11 protein-coding genes are annotated in these 18762 nt (G+C 67.6%); 3 read left to right on the forward strand and 8 right to left on the reverse strand.

Features of this window, described 5'->3' with window-relative positions:
• Positions 1–11 precede the first annotated feature (11 nt).
• Both ETC07_RS12260 and ETC07_RS12265 read left to right on the forward strand, forming a co-directional pair.
• Positions 12–1676 carry a multidrug ABC transporter permease/ATP-binding protein gene (locus ETC07_RS12260; RefSeq protein ID WP_136248807.1) on the forward strand — a complete coding sequence of 555 codons (1665 nt, stop codon included), beginning with the start codon at positions 12–14 and terminating at the stop codon, positions 1674–1676.
• Between the two features lie 131 nt (positions 1677–1807).
• A complete protein-coding gene (locus ETC07_RS12265; RefSeq protein ID WP_136248808.1) occupies positions 1808–3949 on the forward strand; it encodes a TonB-dependent siderophore receptor in 2142 nt (713 codons plus the stop codon).
• Positions 3950–4010: 61 nt separating this feature from the next.
• Here ETC07_RS12265 and ETC07_RS12270 read toward each other — a convergent pair whose 3' ends face one another.
• The 4 genes from ETC07_RS12270 to ETC07_RS12285 all read right to left on the reverse strand — a co-directional run bounded on the left by ETC07_RS12270 (position 4011) and on the right by ETC07_RS12285 (position 8280).
• A complete protein-coding gene (locus tag ETC07_RS12270) occupies positions 4011–4553 on the reverse strand; it encodes a peptide-methionine (S)-S-oxide reductase (RefSeq protein WP_136248809.1) in 543 nt (180 codons plus the stop codon).
• 33 nt (positions 4554–4586) lie between these two features.
• Positions 4587–6590, reverse strand: a complete 2004-nt coding sequence (gene fhuB, locus ETC07_RS12275; RefSeq protein ID WP_136248810.1) for a Fe(3+)-hydroxamate ABC transporter permease FhuB — start codon at positions 6588–6590, stop codon at positions 4587–4589.
• A complete protein-coding gene (locus ETC07_RS12280) occupies positions 6580–7419 on the reverse strand; it encodes an iron-siderophore ABC transporter substrate-binding protein (RefSeq protein WP_240724640.1) in 840 nt (279 codons plus the stop codon). The genes fhuB and ETC07_RS12280 overlap by 11 nt, the downstream gene beginning before the upstream one ends.
• 93 nt (positions 7420–7512) lie before the next feature.
• Positions 7513–8280: an ATP-binding cassette domain-containing protein gene (locus ETC07_RS12285; protein ID WP_136248812.1), complete on the reverse strand. Its 768-nt coding sequence runs from the start codon at positions 8278–8280 to the stop codon at positions 7513–7515.
• Positions 8281–8533: 253 nt separating this feature from the next.
• Here ETC07_RS12285 and ETC07_RS12290 point away from each other — a divergent pair, with 253 nt between their 5' ends.
• Positions 8534–10333, forward strand: coding sequence for an ABC transporter ATP-binding protein (locus ETC07_RS12290; protein ID WP_136248813.1), 1800 nt, complete (start codon positions 8534–8536; stop codon positions 10331–10333).
• Positions 10334–10352: 19 nt separating this feature from the next.
• Here ETC07_RS12290 and ETC07_RS12295 read toward each other — a convergent pair whose 3' ends face one another.
• The 4 genes from ETC07_RS12295 to fhuF all read right to left on the reverse strand — a co-directional run bounded on the left by ETC07_RS12295 (position 10353) and on the right by fhuF (position 18503).
• Positions 10353–14282, reverse strand: a complete 3930-nt coding sequence (locus ETC07_RS12295) for an AAA domain-containing protein (RefSeq protein ID WP_136248814.1) — start codon at positions 14280–14282, stop codon at positions 10353–10355.
• 305 nt (positions 14283–14587) lie between these two features.
• Entirely contained in the window at positions 14588–16675 is a 2088-nt protein-coding gene (locus tag ETC07_RS12300) for a TonB-dependent siderophore receptor (RefSeq protein ID WP_136248815.1), read from the reverse strand.
• A gap of 104 nt (positions 16676–16779) precedes the next feature.
• Positions 16780–17721: a helix-turn-helix transcriptional regulator gene (locus tag ETC07_RS12305; protein WP_136248816.1), complete on the reverse strand. Its 942-nt coding sequence runs from the start codon at positions 17719–17721 to the stop codon at positions 16780–16782.
• On the reverse strand, positions 17718–18503 hold the full coding sequence (gene fhuF, locus ETC07_RS12310; RefSeq protein WP_136248817.1) for a siderophore-iron reductase FhuF: 786 nt from the start codon (positions 18501–18503) through the stop codon (positions 17718–17720). The genes ETC07_RS12305 and fhuF overlap by 4 nt, the downstream gene beginning before the upstream one ends.
• Positions 18504–18762: the final 259 nt, after the last annotated feature.

Consider the following 18762-nt stretch of genomic DNA (forward strand, 5'->3'; position numbering starts at 1 on the left):
AAGGATTCCTCGTGGAACTGCTGCGCGTCGTCTATCGCCATTATCGCTGGCCCTTCCTGGCCGTCATGCTGCTCAGCCTGGCCAGTGCCGGTCTCGGTATCGGCGCCATCGCCTTCATCAACCGGCGGTTGATCGAGACGGTCGGTGACCCGATGGGGGTGCTACCGGCCTTCCTCGGGGTGATTGCCGCACTGCTAGTGGTGACCCTGGCCTCGCAGCTGGCGCTGACCACCCTCGGACATTATTTCGTCTATGGCCTGCGCGGGCGGCTGGTCAAGCAGATCCTCGACACCGATATCGAGCGCCTCGAACGGCTCGGCAGTGCCGAACTTCTGGCCAGCCTGTCGAGCGATGTGCGCAACGTCACCATCGCCTTCGTGCGCCTGCCGGAGCTGATCCAGGGGGTGATCCTGACGTTCGGTTCGGCACTTTACCTGGGCTGGCTGTCGCCGGGACTGCTGTGGGTCACGGCCGTGTGGCTGGCGGTGACCATCGCCGTCAGCTCCTGGCTGGTGGCGAGGGTCTACCGCCACCTGGGCCGCGTGCGCGAGAGCGAAGATCGGCTCTATCGGGACTACGAGGCGGTCATTCATGGCCGCAAGGAGCTGGCGCTCAACCGGGGGCGGGCGAGGCGGCTCTATGCCGAGCGCTACGAGGCCGATGCCCGTGACTATCGCGAGCAGATCATCCGCGCCGATACCTATCACCTGAGCGCGGTCAACTGGTCGAACATCATGATGCTCGGCGCCATCGGCGTGGTGTTCTTCCTCGCCAACGGCCTGGGCTGGGCCAGCACCTCGGTGGCGGCGACCTATTCGCTGACGCTGTTGTTCCTGCGCACACCGCTGATCCAGGCGGTGGGCGCGCTACCGACGCTGCTGAGCGCCCAGGTGGCCTTCGACAAGATCGCGGCGCTGGAGCTGGCCGAGCCCGAGGCGGATTTCGCGGTCGCCGAGGCTCCGCCGGGCGACTGGCAGACCCTCAGCCTGCGCGGCGTGTGCTTCACCTATGCCGGTGCGGGCGGTGCATCCGGCTTCCGGGTCGGCCCGCTCGACCTGACCCTGAAACGCGGCGAGCTGGTGTTCCTGATCGGCGGCAACGGCAGCGGCAAGTCGACCCTGGCCAAGCTCTTGACGGGGCTCTACCGGCCCCAGCAGGGCGAGCTACTGCTGGACGGCGAACCGATGAGTGACGCGCCGGCCTATCGGCAGCGCTTCTCCGCGGTCTTCACCGACTTCCATCAGTTCACGGAACTGGTCGGCCCCGAAGGCGAGCAGGCCGATCCGGCCCTTGTCGAGGCCTGGCTGGAGGACCTGGCGATGCGCGACAAGCTGGCCTTCGAGGGGCAGTGTGTCACCAATCCCGAGCTCTCCCAGGGGCAGCGCAAGCGGCTAGCGTTGTTGATGGCGGTCGCCGAGGAGCGCGATCTGCTGCTGCTCGACGAATGGGCCGCCGATCAGGACCCGCAGTTCCGCCGGGTCTTCTATCGTGACTTGCTGCCGCGTCTGCAGGCGATGGGCAAGACGGTCTTCGCCATCAGCCATGACGACCACTACTTCGATCGAGCCGATCGACTGCTGGAGATGCACGACGGGCGGCTGAGCGAGCTCACCGGCGCCCAGCGCCATCGGGTCAGCCGCGACGCGGTGGCACGGCTCGATGCCGCGAAGCCATAGCCGGCGCGAGGGGCAGGGCATCCGAGTTGTCTGTGCAAATAAAAGCCATTAACATTTGACGCCGGTCAAGCCCGAACGTGGCGTTCCGTGTTGGCCTCCCTTGTCCCCTCGAACCGTAAGGCATCGACATCATGATTCCCGCATCCCGCCGCTCGTGGCGGCTGTCTCCCCTGGCCGCCGCCGTACGCTATGGCCTGGGGCTTTCCTTGGTTGGGGCTTCCTCCCTGGCGCCGGCCCAGAACGACGCCACCGATATCGAGACCGACACCGTGGTGGTCAGTGCCTCGGCCCTGAAGGTGGATACGCCGACGCTCGAGACGCCGAAGGCGGTGAGCGAGGTGGGCCGTGACGAGTTGGACAAGCGTTCCGTCGATAAGTATGACGAGACGTTCCAGTACCGCGCCGGGGTGGTCTCACAGCCCTATGGTTCGGATAACAACGCCGACTGGATGCTGCTGCGTGGCTTCAGCGCCGAAGGTTCGACCTATCAGGATGGCCTGCGGCTGTTCCGCACCGGTGGCTATTTCTGGTGGATGACCGAACCATTCGGGCTGGAGCGGGTGGAGCTGCTCAAGGGGCCGTCGTCGATTCTTTACGGCGAGGCGCCCCCCGGCGGGGTGGTCAATGCGGTCAGCAAACGCCCTACCGCCGAACCGCAGGGCGAACTCGAACTGCAGGTGGGCAACAAGGGTCATCGCCAGATCGGCATCGATACCTCGGGCCCGGTGGCCGGCCACGATGACATGCGCTATCGCCTGGTGGGCATGGTGCGCGATGGCGACGGTGAGCTCGAAGGGTCCGAGAAGCAGCGCTACTACTTCGCGCCGAGTCTGGCGGTCGATGTCTCGGACGACACGACGGTGACGTTCCTGGCCAGCGTGCAGAAGGATGAAGGCGTGCCGACTACCGGATTCTTCCCGGCCCAGGGCACACGCGAGGGCACGCCGTTCGGCAAGATTGACCCGGACACAAACCTCGGCCAGCCGGACTACGATAACCTCGACCAGCGCCAGCTTTCGCTGGGCTACGAGCTCGAGCACCACCTCAACGATACCTGGGCGTTCGAACAGAACTTCCGTTACAGCAACCTCGATCTCGAGCTGCGCACCGTCTACCCCAATTCCTATGTCACGCCCCCGCGCAGCATCTCGCGCGGCGTCGTGGATCGTGATGGCGAATATGATGCCTTCACCCTGGATAACCGCCTCATCGCGCGAACCTACACCGAGCACACCGAGAACACCCTGCTGCTTGGGGTCGGCTATCAGCGCCTCGACCTCGAGTACGACAACGCGGATAGCTTCAGGACCCTGGGTGATGGCTCGTCCTATTTCGTGAACATTGACAGCGTCGACATGTTCGACCCGGACCACGATGCTTTTACCGCTCCCGATACTGGCGACCCGACGCATCACGATGTCGAGAAGGAGCAGATCGGCGTCTACGTGCAGGACCAGTTCCGCCTCAACGACGAGTGGATCTTCCTGGCTGGTGCACGCTACGACAGCGTCGATAGCCGCGATGTCTATAGCGACGAGACCGGCCGCTCGCAAGCGGGTTACGATGACGGTCAGCTCTCGTTGACCGGCGGCGTCATGTATCTGGCCGACAACGGCCTGTCTCCTTATATTAGCTATAGTGAATCCTTTACCCCCCTGGCCAGCACTAATGTCAGCGGCGAGAGCTACGAGCCGCTGGAAGGCCGCCAGCTGGAGGCGGGCATCAAGTATGCGCCGGCCGGCTTCGACGGTTACTTGACCGTCTCGGCGTTCGACCTGGAGGAGAGCAACACGTTGATCGCCAGCGAGGCGGGCGTCCAACGCCAGATCGGCGAGCGCAACTCGACCGGGGTCGAGGTCGAGGGGATGGGGTATCTCACCGACAACCTCAAGCTCACCGCCTCCTACACCTATACCGACACCCGGGTCGATGTCAGCGAGAACCAGCAGGACGAGCGAGCGGCCCTGGTGCCGTATCACATGGCCTCGGCCTGGCTCGACTATGACTTCACCGGCACGTTCGACGGCCTGTCGGTCGGCGGCGGCGTTCGCTACGTGGGTTCCACCGCCAACAGCCCGAGCGCGAGCGAAGACGCCAAGGTGTCGTCCTATACACTCTATGACGCGATGGCCAGTTACGAGATCACCCCGTCCTGGAAGGCGCAGCTCAACGTCACCAACCTCACCGATGAGGAGTACGTCAGCGGTTGTGACTTCTATTGCTACTACGGTGAGTCACGCAGCGTGATCGGTAGCCTCAGCTACCGCTTCTAAGCCGCGTCATCGCTCTGCTACTGCGCCCGGCCATTCCTTGGCCGGGCGCTTTCGTTGGTGCTCAGTCAAGGTCGACGAGGCCGGCGCCCGCCAGCCGTTCCCGGTCGACCCAATCGGGAAAGCCGGCCAGCAAGTGCTTGAGCTTGGGGGCGATGCGGCGTTGGCAGAAGGGGCGTTCGGGGTGGGCGAAGAAGTAGTGTCGGTAACGGGTGTCGGCGGGGCGAAAGCTGGCCAGCGGCAGGGCGCGGGTCACCAGCGGCGCTGAGAACTCTGCCTGCTGGCGTTCGAGGACCGTTTGCGACGCCTGGCGCCACCCCGTGTCGTCGGCGTAGATCGCCGAGGGGTAGGCATCGCGGCGCGCATGGTTCGCGGTGCAGCGGTGGGTCTGAAGGTGGGCGGCGATCAGCGCCTCGAGCGGCAACCGGCGTGGGTCGAAGTCGACGCGCACCGCCTCCACGGGGGTGGCGTCGTCTGGGGCGGTAACGAAACCGGGCAGCGCCGCCTGGACGCCGATCAGCGCCTCGCAGACGGCCTCCATGCACCAGTAGCAGCCCCCGCTGAGGGCGATTTGCGCCGTCGTGTAGTGATTGTTGGAGCGAGGCATGGCGGGTCGTCCTCGGCATGATGTCGCGTCAGTCTACAACCGCCGGAGCCCCCACATGAAGTAGGCGCCGCCCAGCAGCGAAGCGACCAGGCCGGCGGGGATCTCCTGGGGGAACAGCAGCTGGCGACCCAGCCAGTCGGCCAGGACCATCAGCGTCGCGCCGGTCAGCGCCGCCCCGGCCAGGTGCGCCCGGGCGCGGGTGAAGCCCATCAGCCGCGCCATGTGCGGGGCCAGCAGGCCGACGAACGACAGCGGGCCGACCACCAGGGTGGCGGCGGCGGTGAGCAGGGCGACCAGCAGCAGCAGGCTGAGCCTGGCCCGGCGCAGGTCGATGCCCAGCGACGCGGCGGTGGCGGCGCCCAGCGGCAGGATATCCAGCCAGCGGGCGAGCGGCGCGGCGAGCAGCGCCAGCACCAGCGCCGCGCCGGTCACCGTCAGCGCGCTGGCCGTGTCGACGTAGTAGGTAGAGCCGGAGAGCCAGGCGATGACCTGCTGGCCGCGGGGGTCGCCACCGGCCAGCAGGATCGCCTTGATCGCCTCGAACAACGCGGTGATCGCCACCCCGGTGAGCAGCAGCCGTTCCGGCTGGAAGCCGCTTTTGCGGTTGACCATCACCAGCACCGCGAGGGCGGCGAGGGCGCCGAGCACACCGGCGCCGACCAGCATCGGGTTGCTCGGGGCGGGGATCAGGAAGATGGCGCCCATCAAGGCGATGGCACTGCCACCGCTGATGCCGAGGATCTCGGGGCTGGCCATGGGGTTGGCGGTGAGGCGCTGGATCAGGGTGCCGGCGATGGCCAGCATTAGCCCGCAGCCGGCGGCGGCCGCCAGGCGTGGCAGGCGCCACTGCAGCAGCTCGCCATCGAGAGGCGAGGCCCACTGCCAGCCCGCGGCGCCTTGGCCGGCCAAGGCGCCGATCACCACCACCGCGATCAGGGCCAGGGCCAGCCCGGCGGCCAGCCGGCGGGGGGCGGCATGGCGAGCGGTGGGCGTGCCGGAGGGGCGCGGCGGCGCCGATCCATGGAGGCGCAGGCGCGGGATCAGCCACAGCAGCAGCGGGGCACCCAGGGCGGCGGTGGTGGCGCCGGTGGGGATGAGCGTGGGCAGGATGCCCGAATAGCGTTGTAACAGCTGGTCGGTGGTGGCCAGCAGCAAGGCACCGAGCAGGGTCGACCAGAGCAGCCGCGTGCCTAGCCGGCGGGCGCCGGCCAGGCGCACGATGTTGGGCGCCGCCAGGCCGATGAAGCCGATCACGCCGACTACGCTGACCACGCAGCCGGTCAGGAACACCGCCAGGCCCAGCCCGCCCAGGCGCAGCCACTTGAGCGATACGCCGAGGCTGCGAGCGCCGGCCTCGTCCAGCTCCAGCACCGCCAGCGGACGCAGCAGCCAGGCGGCGCCGAGCATGCCCAGCGCCAGGCGCGGGGCGAGGAAGGCGGCGTCCTGCCAGCCGTTCTGGGATAGCGAGCCGGCGCCCCAGATCAACATGCCCTTGAGCGCCTCCTGGTGGAACAGCAGCAGCACCATGGCCAGCGCGCCGAAGTAGAGGTTGACCACCAGCCCGCCGAGCACCACCACCATCGGTGAGAGGCCGCGTCGCCAGGCCAGCGCGAACACCAGCCCCATGGCCAGCCCACCGCCGGCCAGCGCCACCCACTCGCGGCCCAGCACCAGCAGCCCCGGCGCCAGCAGGCTGGCGGCCATCAGCGCCAGGTTGGCGCCGCTGGCGACGCCGAGCGTGGTGGGCGCCGCCAGGGGATTGCGTAGCACCTGCTGCATCAGCACGCCGGCCAACGCCAGGCCGCCGCCGGCCATCAATGCCATGGCCAGCCGCGGCCACCAGGCGAAGTGCAGCACCAGGGCCTCCGTAGAGGCGGAGGAAATATTCACCAGCGATGCCAGCCCCGCTGTGAGGCCGGGCCCGGCGTGCAAGTGAGCGAGCGCCAGCCCCGCGCTCAACAGGCCCAGCAGCAGACAGGCGCGCCCCGGCGTCAGCCGGCGGCGTGGCGTGGTGTGCGGTAGCGCGTCAGCGGTCATCGTCGTTCTCCAGGGCACCGACCAGCTGGTCGGCGAAGCGCCGGGCCGAGGGCAGGGCGCCGAAGCTCCACACCGGTGCCAGGGTCAGGGGCTCGCCCCGGCTGCGTTCGATCAGGCGTTGCCATAGGCCGCTCTCGGAAAGCGTCGCGCGGACGCCGGCCGGATAGGGCTCGACCACTACCAGCCGGGCATCGAGCCCGGCGAGGGCCTCGATGGCCACCAGCGAGAAGCCCCAGGCGTTGGTGGTGCCGGTCCAGGCGTTGTCGAGCCCGAGGCGGTCGAGCACGGCCTGATAGAGGCCATTGTCGCCGAACACCCGCACATGGCGGGCGTCCATGAACTGCACGACCAGCAGCGGCGGCGCGTCGTCGTCGAGCCGCTCCTGCTTCAGGTGCTCGAGGTGCGCTTCGGTGTCCTCGATCAGTCGCGTGGCGGCCGCGTCACGATCGACCAGCGCGGCGACCTGGTGGGTCAGCTCGCGCATCTCGGTCCAGGTGTCGCGGCCGGGGGTGTAGAGCGCCAGGTTCTCCACCGGGGCGATGCGCTCGAGGCGCGGGGTGAGGTTGGAGAACATCGGCGTGACCAGGATGCGCTCGGGATCGAGGCTTGCCAGCAGTTCCAGGTTGGGCTGGGTACGCAGGCCCAGGTCGGTGACCGAGCTGGGCAGCGCGGGCTCACGGACCCAGGCGTGATAGGCATCGACCTGGCCGACCGCTACGGGCGGCGTGTCGAGCGCGCTCAGGGTCTCGGCCAGGGTCCAGTCGAGGGTCGCCAGGCGCGGCGACTCGGCCAGCGCCGGCAGGGCATGGAGCAGCAGGGCAAGCAGCATGAGGAACGGGCCGGCGAGCCAACGGCTGGCCCGATGACGAAGGCGGTACGGGAGAGACAAGCGAAACTCCATGAACGAAAATCGAGCGACGGACTAGTGGGCGATGGCGACGCGATGCTCGCCGACGGGATGACGCATCACGTGCATGGGAATGCCGTAGATCGCCTCCAGCGTGTCGCCGGTCATCAGCTCGGCCGGGGTGCCCTGGGCCAGCAGACGCCCCTCGTGAAGGGCGACCAGGCGGTCGCAGTAGCGCGAGGCCATGTTGATGTCGTGGAGCACGATGATCACCCCCAGGCCCAGCTCTTGGGAGAGCCTCTGGATCAGGGCCAGCACCTCGACCTGATGGGCGATGTCCAGCGCCGCCAGCGGCTCATCGAGCAGCAGGAAACGACTGCCCTGGGCGATCAGCATGGCCAGCCAGACGCGCTGGCGCTCGCCTCCGGAGAGGGTGTCGACCAGGCGGTCGGCGAAGGCCTCGGTATGGGTCAGGGCGATGGCTCGCTCGACCTGCTGGCGATCCTCGCGGGTATGGCGGCCCAGCAGGCCGCGCCAGGGGTAGCGGCCGAAGGCGATCAGTTCGCGGCAGGTCAGGGTCTCGGCGCTGGGCAGGTGCTGGGGCAGGTAGGCTACCTGGCGGGCGAACGCGCGGTGACCCCAGCCGCCGAGCGGGCGGCCGTCGAAGCGGATCGTACCCTGACTGGCGGGCTGTTGCTGGGCCAGCAGCTTGAGCAGGGTCGATTTGCCGGAGCCGTTGTGGCCGATCAGGCCATGGATCCGGCCTTCCTCGAAGCGCAGGTCGATGGGATGCAGCAGGCGTTTACCGTTGACGTCGAAGGTCGCGGCCTGGGCTTCGAACATGGTGGACTCCGTGGCTCGTCGAGGGCGCCTCGACCGCGGAAGCGGGCGGCGGCCCGAGGTTACCTGGAATAAGAATGGTTATCAATGGTGACGTGTGGCGCATCGCGGCCTCCCGGCGAGGGGCTGGGTGACAGGACTGGGTATCCGGGGCCGGCGACAGGGGGGCGGCCCCGGGGTAAGGTAGCCCTCCTCTGTCCGGTGGCCCCTTGACGCCGCCGGGCGATGTTCCCCGCGCTGTCATGGAGAGTCACGCATGTCGAGTACCAGTAGCTTCCGGGCCCTGGGGCGTCTGTTGCGCTATGCCCGCGGTCACCGGCGGCGGATCGTCGCCGCCACCGCTTGTTCGATCATCAACAAGCTGTTCGATATCGCCCCGGAGATCCTCATCGGGGTGGCCATCGACGTGGTGGTCAACCAGGAGGACAGCTTCGTCGCCGGGCTCGGTTTCACCACGGCCCGGGAGCAGATCCTGATCCTCGGGGTGCTGACCTTCTTCATCTGGGCCGGCGAGTCGCTGTTCGAGTATCTCTACCAGGTCCTGTGGCGCAACCTGGCCCAACGACTCCAGGCCGAGCTGCGTCAGGACGCCTACGAGCACGTTCAGCGCCTCGACATGGGCTTCTTCGAATCGCGAAGCTCCGGGCAGCTGGTGGCGACCATGAACGACGACGTCAACCAACTCGAGCGCTTCCTCGATGGCGGTGCCAACGCCATGATCCAGGTCGGCGTCACCGTGGTGGCGGTAGGAGCGGTGTTCGTCGTGCTCTCGCCGCTGATCGCGCTGCTGGCCTTCACGCCGATCCCGCTGATCATCTGGGGCGCCTTCTACTTCCAGCGCAAGGCGGGGCCGCTGTACGCCGAGGTGCGCGAGCGGGTCGGCGAGCTCGCAAGCCGGCTGTCCAACAACCTGGCAGGCATCGCCACCATCAAGAGCTTCACCGCCGAGGCCCGCGAGGCCGAGCGCCTGCGCCAGGCAAGCGAAGCCTACGTGGCGGCCAACCGTCGGGCGATCCGCCTCAGCTCGGCGTTCATTCCGGTGATTCGCATGGCGATCCTCGCCGGCTTCCTGGCCACCTTCACGGTGGGCGGGATGATGGCGCTGAACGGTGAGCTCAACGTCGGCGCCTATGGGGTGCTGGTGTTCCTCACCCAGCGGCTGCTGTGGCCGCTCACCGGGCTGGCCCAGGTCATCGACCTGTTCGAGCGCGCCATGGCCAGCACCCGGCGCATCCTCGACCTGCTGGGCACGCCGATCCTGGTGCGTGACGACGCCGATCGGCCACTCGCCGCGCCGGTACGCGGCGAGGTGCGCTTCGAAGACGTAGCCTTCCGCTATGGCGAGTCCGGCGCCGGGGTCGAGGGCATCGACCTCGCGGTGCCGGCGGGGCATACCCTGGCGCTGGTCGGCGCCACGGGCTCCGGCAAGTCGACGCTGATCAAGCTGTTGTTGCGTTTCGTCGAGCCGGCCGCGGGGCGAGTGAGCGTCGATGGCCAGCCGCTCGACGCGGTGTCGCTGATCTCGCTGCGCCGGGCGATCGGCCTGGTCAGCCAGGACGTCTACCTGTTCGAGGGCTCGATTCGCGACAACATCGCCTATGGCAAGCCCGACGCCGAGGATGCCGAGATCGTCGAGGCGGCGCGTACCGCCGAGGCCTGGGGCTTCATCCAGGCGCTGCCCGAGGGACTCGACACCGCGGTGGGCGAGCGCGGTGTGCGGCTCTCCGGCGGCCAGCGTCAGCGGCTGTCGCTGGCCCGGGCGCTGCTCAAGGATCCGCCGATCCTGGTGCTCGACGAGGCCACCAGCGCGGTGGACAACGAGACCGAGGCGGCCATCCAGCGCTCGCTCTCGCGCATCGGCCATGGCCGCACGGTGATCATGATCGCCCATCGGCTGTCGACCATCGTGCATGCCGACGAGATCGCCGTCATCGAGGCGGGCCGGGTGGCCGAGCGCGGCACCCACCGTGAGCTGCTGGCCCACAACGGGCGTTACGCCGCCCAGTGGCGGGTGCAGACCGGAGAGCTGGAGCTCGCGGAGCAGCCGTTCGGCTGAGGCGAGGCGATGAGGGAGTTCAGGGCGCGGACACCGAATCGCTGGCGGTGATGGTGGGGGAACTGTCGCGCAAGGTGGCGAGAGTCTCGGAGGCGCGGGAGATCAGCGGCCGCGCCTGGGGGCCACGCACCACGCTGCTGCTTTCCAGCATCCGGTAGGCGCCATTGCGGTCGGCCGAGAGCCAGTTGAGCGAGCCGCACGCGTACAGGTCCTGATCGACCAGCAGCATCTTGGCATGCAGGTGTCGACACAGGCGGAAGGTGACGCCGTAGCGATCGGCAAAGGCCTGCAGGTAGTCGTGAAAGCCGAGTCGCCGGTCCTTCCACTTGGCGCTGCTAAACACCTCGTCGAGGTAGATGCGAACCGGTATCTGCCGGGAAGTGGCACCGGTCCGTCGGCGCAGCGCCTCGAGCGCCTGCACTAGCTCGGCGCGCTCGAGCTCGCGTTGCAGAACCCAGGGCGACAAGATGCATATCTGCTGACGGGCGTTGGCGATGGCGGCAAACATCAGAGCGTCATGATCGGCGTGCTCGAAGATGACCTCGATTGTCGAGGCATCCGTGTCATCTATCCGGGGCGTGAAGGCCATCGGAATATCGCCGCCCGGGTGGCGGGTCAAGTAGCGATAGAGCAGGCCCCGCGGGCTGCTGTCCGGCTGGCGTCCCAGCAGGTGCATGTCACCGACGAAAATGAAGTGATCCTTGGCGCGGGAGACGGCCACGTTGAGCATCGAGCGGGACCGGTCGATGAAGCGACCGTCGACCGTCCCCGCGTAGACGCCGGAGAACAGCACCACGCGCCGCTCGGCCCCCTGCAGCGAATGCACCGTGCCGACGGTCAGCTGGCTGGCCGCCTCCTCGCCCAGGGTCTGTCGCAGCTGCCGCTTGATCGCCTCGGCCTGAGCCTTGAAGGGCGTCACCACGGCGACGAGCGAGGAGAGCGCCACCGGCCTTTCGCCCTCCTGGTAGCGGGCGACCATGGCCTCGGCGTGCTCGGCGATCCATTGGCTGATCGCCAGCGCTTCCGTCTCGTTGACACGGGAGGTGCCATGCATCTGGCACTGGCCATCGATGTGCCAGTAGCTCAGCGGCTGGAGCTGCGCCAGGCGTAAGGTCGGCCGGTCGCCACTCTCGGGGCCTGGGGCTGCGTCGGTCTGCAGAGGGGCCTGCGCGGCGCCGCGCTTCGGGGTCAGCAAGCCCTCGTAGCAGAGCGCGTTGCAATAGTCGATGATTTCATCGAAGCAGCGACGGTGCTCATCGAGGAACATGCCGGGCGGACCGCCCGTGGTACCTCGTTGCCGTCGCAGGTAGTGGTAGGCACAGGCCTGCTGGGCGATGTACATCACCGATCCCTGCGTCGGCCCCTGCCCCAGGGTGTTGATAGCTGCCACGCCTGCATCGTCGTCGGTGGCGGTGATAAGCCGACTCTCGGCCAAGTTCTGGCGCTCCAGGGTCTCGCCGAGGGTAGCTACCGGGGCGATCTGCTGGGTGTCGCCCACCACTAGTGCGCGCTTGGCCAGTGCGAAACCGGGTGCGGCGACCTCGGGACTGACCTGGCCGGCCTCGTCGACGATCAGCAGATCGGCCAGGCCGAAGGCCAGCGTCTGGCGCCCGCCGCGATAGACCTGAAACAGCGAGGGCAGGGCGCTGAACGTCGAGACGATGGCTGGTGCCACCATGGCGTACAGGCCCAGCACGCGTTCCAGTTCCCCGGGCTTGGGGTGCCAGCCGCCGCCGGCGGGAATCTGCTTCAGTCGCTTGAGTTGGTCGTGATCCAGCGCCAGCAGCTCTTCGGCCTCGAGCAAGGCGCGTCCCTCCCAGTAGTGGGTGGCCAGACGGAATAGCGTGAAGCGCTGAGTGGGCTCCAGGGCTGCGTCGGCGCTGGCCACCAGCTCATCCGCCCGGGCGCTCCAGTCGCGATGCCCGAGGAGGATGCCGACCGGCGAGTCGGCCTCGAAGTGCTCGTCCAGTTGTTGCCAGCACCGATCGAGCCGGGCATGCAGCTCGGCGTGGTGCCGGCGCTGTTGCTCCACCTCCGCCCGGCAGGCGGCGTGGCGCGTCTCGGTATCCCGAACGGCTTGGGTGGCAGCGATGATGTCGGCGTCGAGTCGTGTCATGACCGCCTCAAGGCGCCCACGCTGGCCTGCCGCCTTGCCCGTGGCCGCCAGCCGTTCGTGTAGAGTGGCGGCCTCCACGGCTTCGCTGCTGAGCACTACCGCTTCGAGCTTGCGCCTGACGGGGGGAAGAAAGTCGAACAGCGATAGCCAGCTCGGTGCCTGGGCCAGTGCCTGAGTGAGGCCGTCGCGGGTATGACCGAGCGCCTCGAGTGTCTGGCGCGCCTGCGCCTGCTGAACCTGCTCGGACTCGACTGCCTGCCGGGAGTGGGCCAACGCTTGGTCAGTGTCCTGGCACGCCTGATGCAAAGCGGGAAGGGTTTCCAGGGTGGCGCGGAGCGCATCAATGGCCTGGCTGCGCTGGCAGATATCTTGGTGCAGGGCATCGACGAGGTAGCGGGTGGTGGCACTGGGCTCAAGGTCGTGCAGCGTCTCGCTGTTTCCGAGGTCGGGGACCGTGCTAATCCAGGCGCCGCCATGGCTGTTGTATTCGGCCATGGCGGTCGCCAGCCGCTCGCGGTCGGTCAGACGCTCGAGCAGTTCTTGAAAGTACATGGGAGCGCTGTGGTCCTGCATCGCCTGGGTGGCCTGCTGCTTGGCCCGTCGCAGCGCCCTGGTGCTGGGGCGATAGGTGCCGTAGCTCCATACCAGCGAGTCGGGTAGCCAGCGCCCGGCCAGCGGGCCGGAGCCGGCGTCGAAGTCCTTGTGGAAGGCGGCGATGATATTGGTCACGGCCTGGTTGGTGGCGCTGGCGCCGACGATGATCGGTGGGCGTCTGGCTGCCTCCCGTGCTGCCTGGGTCCAGAGGTTGGCCACGATGGAGAGCAGCAGCGTGGTTTTGCCGGTACCGGGCGGGCCGTTGATCGCCAGCATCTCGCCGTCGCCGGTGCCCAGCACCAGGTGGTTCATGGCGTGGCGCTGGGCCTCGGCGAGGGGGTGTCGGCCGGTGGAATGGGCCAAACGCTGGCCGAACCCCTGGAGGTCATCGAGGAGGGGCCGTTCGTCGGCCGGCGCATCGGCGGCAAAACGCCGGTAAAGCGCCGGTGCCTCCGTCGTATGATCGAGCAATTCGTCGAAGACGCGCACCTGCTGGCGGATGGCTGCATCCGACAGCGCGTCACTGCTCAGGAAGCAGGCCCCGCCGCCGGTGGGCACCTCGGCGAGAGGTATCAGCGCGCCGGATTCCAGGGCCGAACGGTGGGTGGCACAGGCGGCTTCGCGCAGCGCGTCCAGGTAGGCCATGGCGCTCGACCAGGCGGTTCGATGGGCTTTTTCGACCTCCTCCAGTTGCCGTTGGAACTCCGGCGAGCCAGGTGCAGCCGTGCAAGGCTCTGGCAATGTCACGGGCGGAGCGGGGGCGAACGGATGGGCGCTGCGAAAGGTATCATGGTCGTGTAGCAGTGCCATAATCGGCTGATCGGAGCTCTCCCAGTCCGGTGCCAGCAGGTCGCGCGGGATATAGGGTTGTGCCGCGGGCCATAGCCGCCGGCTGTGGCGATCGAGCAAGACCGGCAGAGCGAAGGGCAGCCACATGGGCGACGAGCCCGCTTCATCTCCATGGCGAGTGCTGGTCAGGCCGTGGTCGTGCTTCAGTACCCAGGCTTCGGGGAACAGGGTTAGCGCCTGAGGCTCCGTACGCGTGGATGGCTGCCGATCGGCCCCGGCAAGCCGAGTGTGCTTGGGGGGTGGCGGAAGGGTTTCAACAATACCGCGCTCGCGACAGCTCATGGGCTGGGCAATCAGCCCGTGTTTCTGCTGTGGCCGGCACCCGGCTTCGAAGACGGTGTCGGCCAGGCAGCGACGCCAGAAGGTCGTCTTGCGGTTAATGATCGACATGGCAATTCCCTTGCGACCGGCTCAGCGTGAAAAACCCTCGATTATCAGTGGTTCATGGCATGAAGTCGAGTTGGGGGGCTGCGGGCCTGTTGCTTCAAGGCGAGTGGATCGCCAAGCGCCTTGATGATGGGGCGAACGCTCTGGACTTGGATGGTCGCAGCGTCCCCGGCAGTGGGCGAATGATGCGTCGTGTCGCCCTGAGGCCCATGGCGATTCACGGAGAGGGGGAACTCATCCTGTCTGGATAAGCAAACACCGGCGGCCTTCGGGCCGCCGGTGTGCGTCATGGGGGAGACTCGGTGGGATCAGAAGTCGTAGCTGACGGTGGCCTTCACGCTGCGTTCGGCACCGAAGTAGCAGTAGTCGAGGCTATAGCAGGAGGCCACGTAGTCCTTGTCGAGCAGGTTGTTGACGTTGAGCTTGGCGGTCACGCCTTCCATTCCCATCTGGCCGAAGTCATAGCCGATCATGCCGTCGAGCAGGGTGTAGCTCGGCACTTCGCGGGTGTTGTCGCGGTCGGCGTAGCTCTCGGTGTAATGGCGCACGCCAAGGCCGGCATCCAGGCCGCGTAGCGGGCCGCTGGAGGCCTCATAGAAGCCCCACAGGGTGGCGGTCTGTTTCGGCACCTGGTTGACCCGGTTGCCTTCGTAACCGTTGTCGGTCTCCTCGAAGGTGGCATCGGTGTAGGCGTAGCCCGCATGCATGCTGAGGTCTTGCGTCAGTTGGACGCGCGCTTCCAGCTCGATGCCCTGGGACTGGATCTCGCCGATGGTCTCGTATTCGGCCGCGGGGTTTTCCTTGGTGGCCACGTTTTCCTGGGTGATATGGAAGGCCGTCAGGCTGTACTGGTCGGCCGTGCCGGTCGGCTGGACCTTGATCCCGGCCTCGACCTGCTCGCCTTCCGTCGGCTCCAGGATGGTGCCGTCGGCCTTCGAGAGGCTGTTGGGCGAGAACGAGGTGGTGTAATTGATGAAGGGTGAGACACCGTTGTCGAAGCGGTAGAGCAACCCGGCGCGACCGCTGAACTGGGTGTCTTCCCGGGAGTTCTCGTCGCCGCTCAGCTTGCCGACGTTATCGATCTCCACCCAGTCATGGCGCGCGCCGAGCATGGCATGCCAGTGGCCCCAGTGGATCTGGTCCTGGAAGTAAGTGCCGATCTGCTCGAGCTCGCGGTCCCGTTCGAAATAGGTGGTGACGCCGGTGGGAGTCGCTCCGTACTCAGGGTCGAAGACGTCGATCGGGGTCAGGGCCCCGTAGGCGTCTTCGGTGTCGGTCTGGCGGTACTGGTAGTCGGCACCGAACAGCAACTGGTGGTTCACGTCGCCGGCCTCGAGGCGATATTCGAGCTGGTGATCGACGGTCCAGGCCTCGAGGCTCTCCTCGCCCTCGAGGTAGCCACGGTTCATCTCGGTGTCGGTGGCATAGCCGGTGACGTAGGCCTGCTCGATGGCGACGTCCGACTCCAGGTAGCGCACCTTCTGGCGGGCGCTCAGGTGGTCGGTGAAACGGTGCTCGAGTTCGTAGCCCAGCAGGTTCTGGTCGCGCTCGAAGACATCGTGGCCGGGCTCGCCCTCGAAGGTGTCGTTGTCGATGCGGCGGCCGAAGCGGCTGGACACCGCGCCCTCATAAGGCATGCCGGCGTGATAGCCGCCCTCGGGCTCACGGGAGAGATAGGCGTTGAGGTTCAGCGTGGTTTGATCCGTGATGTCCCAGGTGACGCTCGGCGCGATGGCATAACTTTCTTCCTCGACCGGCGCGAACTGGGTGTCCTGCCCGCGGGTGATGCCGGTGAGGCGGTAGGCGGCGCGCTGACTCTCGCCGAGGCTGCCGGTGACATCGAAGCCCGTATGGTATTGATCTCGGTTGCCATACCCGGCTGTGACCTCACCCGTGACCTCGTCGGTGAATGCCGGGCGCTTGCTGGTCAGCGCGACCAGGCCTCCCGGAGAGGCGCGACCGTAGAGTACCGAGGCCGGCCCCTTGACCACTTCCATGGACTCCAGCATGTAAGGGTCGATCTTGAGCGAGGAGAAGGTGCCGGCATCGCCCATCACCTTGAGGCCGTCGAGGAAGGTGTTGCTCACGCTGCCATCGGTGAAGCCGCGCAGGACGATGTAGTCGTAGCGATTGGACGAGCCGATCTGGTCGGTGAAAGCACCGGGCGTGTAGTCGAGCGCCCGCTGCACCGTCTCGGCTCCCTTCTGCTCCCATTCCTCGCGTTCCACCCGTGAGGTGGCCTGGGGCGTCTCGTTGAACGGTGTCTCGGTCTTGGTGGCGGCCTGGCCGGTGACGGTCACGGTATCCAGAGACGTGGCTGGCTCGGCGAGCGCGTTCAGGCTGGTGCCGGCGGCGGCGAGCGCTACCGCCAGCGCCAGGGGGCGAGGGGTCGGCATGAGGGGGTCCTTGGTGTGAATGGGTGTCGCCAGGCAATGAGAATTATTACTTTTTATGGGGTGGGCCGAGGTATGCGCGGCGCTCACTCGTCTATGCGCGGCGCTCAGGCATGGTGATGCAGGGAACTCGGCGCTACGCCGTAGCGGCGGCGGAAGGCGGTGGCGAAGTTGGAGGCGTGGCGATAGCCACAGAAGTGGGCGGCCTGCTGCACGCTGTAGCCATGGCACAGGTAATCGTGGGCGAGGCTCAGCCGGCAGTCGCGCAGGTAGTCGAAGACGCTGCGGCCGAAGGCGGCCGGGAACTTGCGGCGCAGGCTGGCGGGGCTCATGGCGGCCAGCCGGGCCAGGGTCTCCAGGCGATGCTCGGCGGCCGGTGTCTTCTCTAGCGTGGCGCGTACCCGTTCCAGGCGTTGGTATTCCCCCGGGGGTAGGCGGGCCGGCGGGCCGGGTTCCGGGGCCATCGCCAGCGGCAGGCCGTGGGCCAGCAGCTGCAGGCCGAGGCCCTCCATCAGCAGGCCCTGGGCGCGGCTGGGCAGCGGCGCGACCAGGGCTTGTTCGAGCCCCTGGAGCAGCGGCGCCGGTGGCTGCCAGGCATGCATCCGCGAGCCCTCGTCGCTCGCGGATGCCGCGCCCAGTTCGGCCAGGCGCGCCTCGCTGAGGCCCAGGGTCAGGGCGCGAATGCGTTGCCCGGCTGGCTGGGTGGCCTCTAGGCCATGGCGGCTGTCGAGCCGCACGCTTAGCGCCGTGCCCGGCGTCAGGGCCAGGGTGCGGTCCGCCAGACGGACCTCGGCCCGGCCCTCCAGCATGACCACGATCGACAGCGGCGAGGGCACCCGAGAGCGGGAGTCGTAGCGATGCAGCACCTCCACGTTCGAGGCCACTAGCTCCATGCCCTGACCCAACGCCATTTCGTGGACCTCGCCGCGTACCACCGGTTCTTCGGCTCGGGCGTGCAGCGTGGGCACGCGGTATTCGATGCCGTAGCGTCGCCCGTAGGCCTGCAGGTCGCGGGCGGTGTGCTGGCGCACCGCGGAGGCGGCGTTCATGAGGTGGCCCGCCTTGCTTCCTGGACTGGCTCGGCGTTGGTGGCTTTCGCACCCTTGGCACCGTGTCGGCATTCCAGTGGGCAGTTGCCGCAGTAGTCGAGCTCGTCGATCAGGTAGCGGATGCAGCACAGCCGCCGGATGCGGCTCGGCGATTCGGGGGTGGTGGGCTCGACATAGCGCACCGGACGATGCAGGGGGTTGCGTCGCCCATCGGCCAGGTGGCGGCTGGCCATCAGCCGGTGGGCCTCTTCGGCGCCATGGGGCGAGGCCATGGGGTGGCTCGGCAGGGCGCTGGCGAAGTATTCGAAGTAGTTGCCGGCGTTGCTCCAGAAGACCTTGGGCGAGGCCCCGGTGGCCGAGGCCAGGGCCTCGATCAACGGCGTCAGATGGCCGTCGAGCAGCGTCGCGAAGCGGGTCAGGCCGTCGAGATCGCCGAGCGGCCGGCCCGCATGGTTCAGGTGGAGCCCGGTGGTCTGTCCCTCCGGCGATTGGTCGAGGCGTAGCTCGTCCAGCCCCAGCGGCAGGTCGCGTTCGAGCAGCAGGTTGGCCGCCAGGCCATGGGCGCAGAGCGTACTGAGATGCCACTTCGACCACAGCGAGGCGACCGCCCGGCGATCGCCGTGGCCGTACTGGGCCCCGAAGCGATCGAATAGTGCATCCAGGTAGGTCGGGTCGAGCAGCCGGCGGGCGGGGATGCTGTCGGCCGTGGGCGTCGTCGTGACCTGTGGGGGCGGCAGATGCTGCAGGGGGCCGATATAGAGCTGCGACAGCGCGAGAGTCATGGCACGTTCACCGGCGAAGGAAACGTTGGCATGTTATATTAAATGGTAATCGTTATCAAAATGGCGGCGGGAAAACGACAGCGCCCACCGAGGGTGGGCGTGGTGTGGGGCGAGAGCCATCCGTTGTCGTATAGAGCCAGGAAGCGCTGATTCATGTCGCGAGCCAAGATCGCTAGGCTCGTTCCGGACGAACCAACGTACTTCCCATTTCCGGCTTTCCCCTTCCCACGTCCCTGTGGGCCGTCGGGCGCAGCAATAA

The sequence above is a fragment of the Halomonas borealis genome (assembly GCF_004798905.1).
Classification (GTDB): domain Bacteria; phylum Pseudomonadota; class Gammaproteobacteria; order Pseudomonadales; family Halomonadaceae; genus Halomonas; species Halomonas borealis.

Excerpts from the sequence above, each read along its gene's own strand:
- ETC07_RS12305 (WP_136248816.1), bottom strand. The coding sequence starts at position 17,721 with ATGAACGCCGCCTCCGCGGTGCGCCAGCACACCGCCCGCGACCTGCAG.
- ETC07_RS12280 (WP_240724640.1), bottom strand. The coding sequence starts at position 7,419 with ATGCTGCTTGCCCTGCTGCTCCATGCCCTGCCGGCGCTGGCCGAGTCG.
- ETC07_RS12290 (WP_136248813.1), top strand. The coding sequence starts at position 8,534 with ATGTCGAGTACCAGTAGCTTCCGGGCCCTGGGGCGTCTGTTGCGCTAT.
- ETC07_RS12270 (WP_136248809.1), bottom strand. The coding sequence starts at position 4,553 with ATGCCTCGCTCCAACAATCACTACACGACGGCGCAAATCGCCCTCAGC.
- fhuF (WP_136248817.1), bottom strand. The coding sequence starts at position 18,503 with ATGACTCTCGCGCTGTCGCAGCTCTATATCGGCCCCCTGCAGCATCTG.
- ETC07_RS12265 (WP_136248808.1), top strand. The coding sequence starts at position 1,808 with ATGATTCCCGCATCCCGCCGCTCGTGGCGGCTGTCTCCCCTGGCCGCC.
- ETC07_RS12285 (WP_136248812.1), bottom strand. The coding sequence starts at position 8,280 with ATGTTCGAAGCCCAGGCCGCGACCTTCGACGTCAACGGTAAACGCCTG.
- ETC07_RS12300 (WP_136248815.1), bottom strand. The coding sequence starts at position 16,675 with ATGCCGACCCCTCGCCCCCTGGCGCTGGCGGTAGCGCTCGCCGCCGCC.
- fhuB (WP_136248810.1), bottom strand. The coding sequence starts at position 6,590 with ATGACCGCTGACGCGCTACCGCACACCACGCCACGCCGCCGGCTGACG.
- ETC07_RS12295 (WP_136248814.1), bottom strand. The coding sequence starts at position 14,282 with ATGTCGATCATTAACCGCAAGACGACCTTCTGGCGTCGCTGCCTGGCC.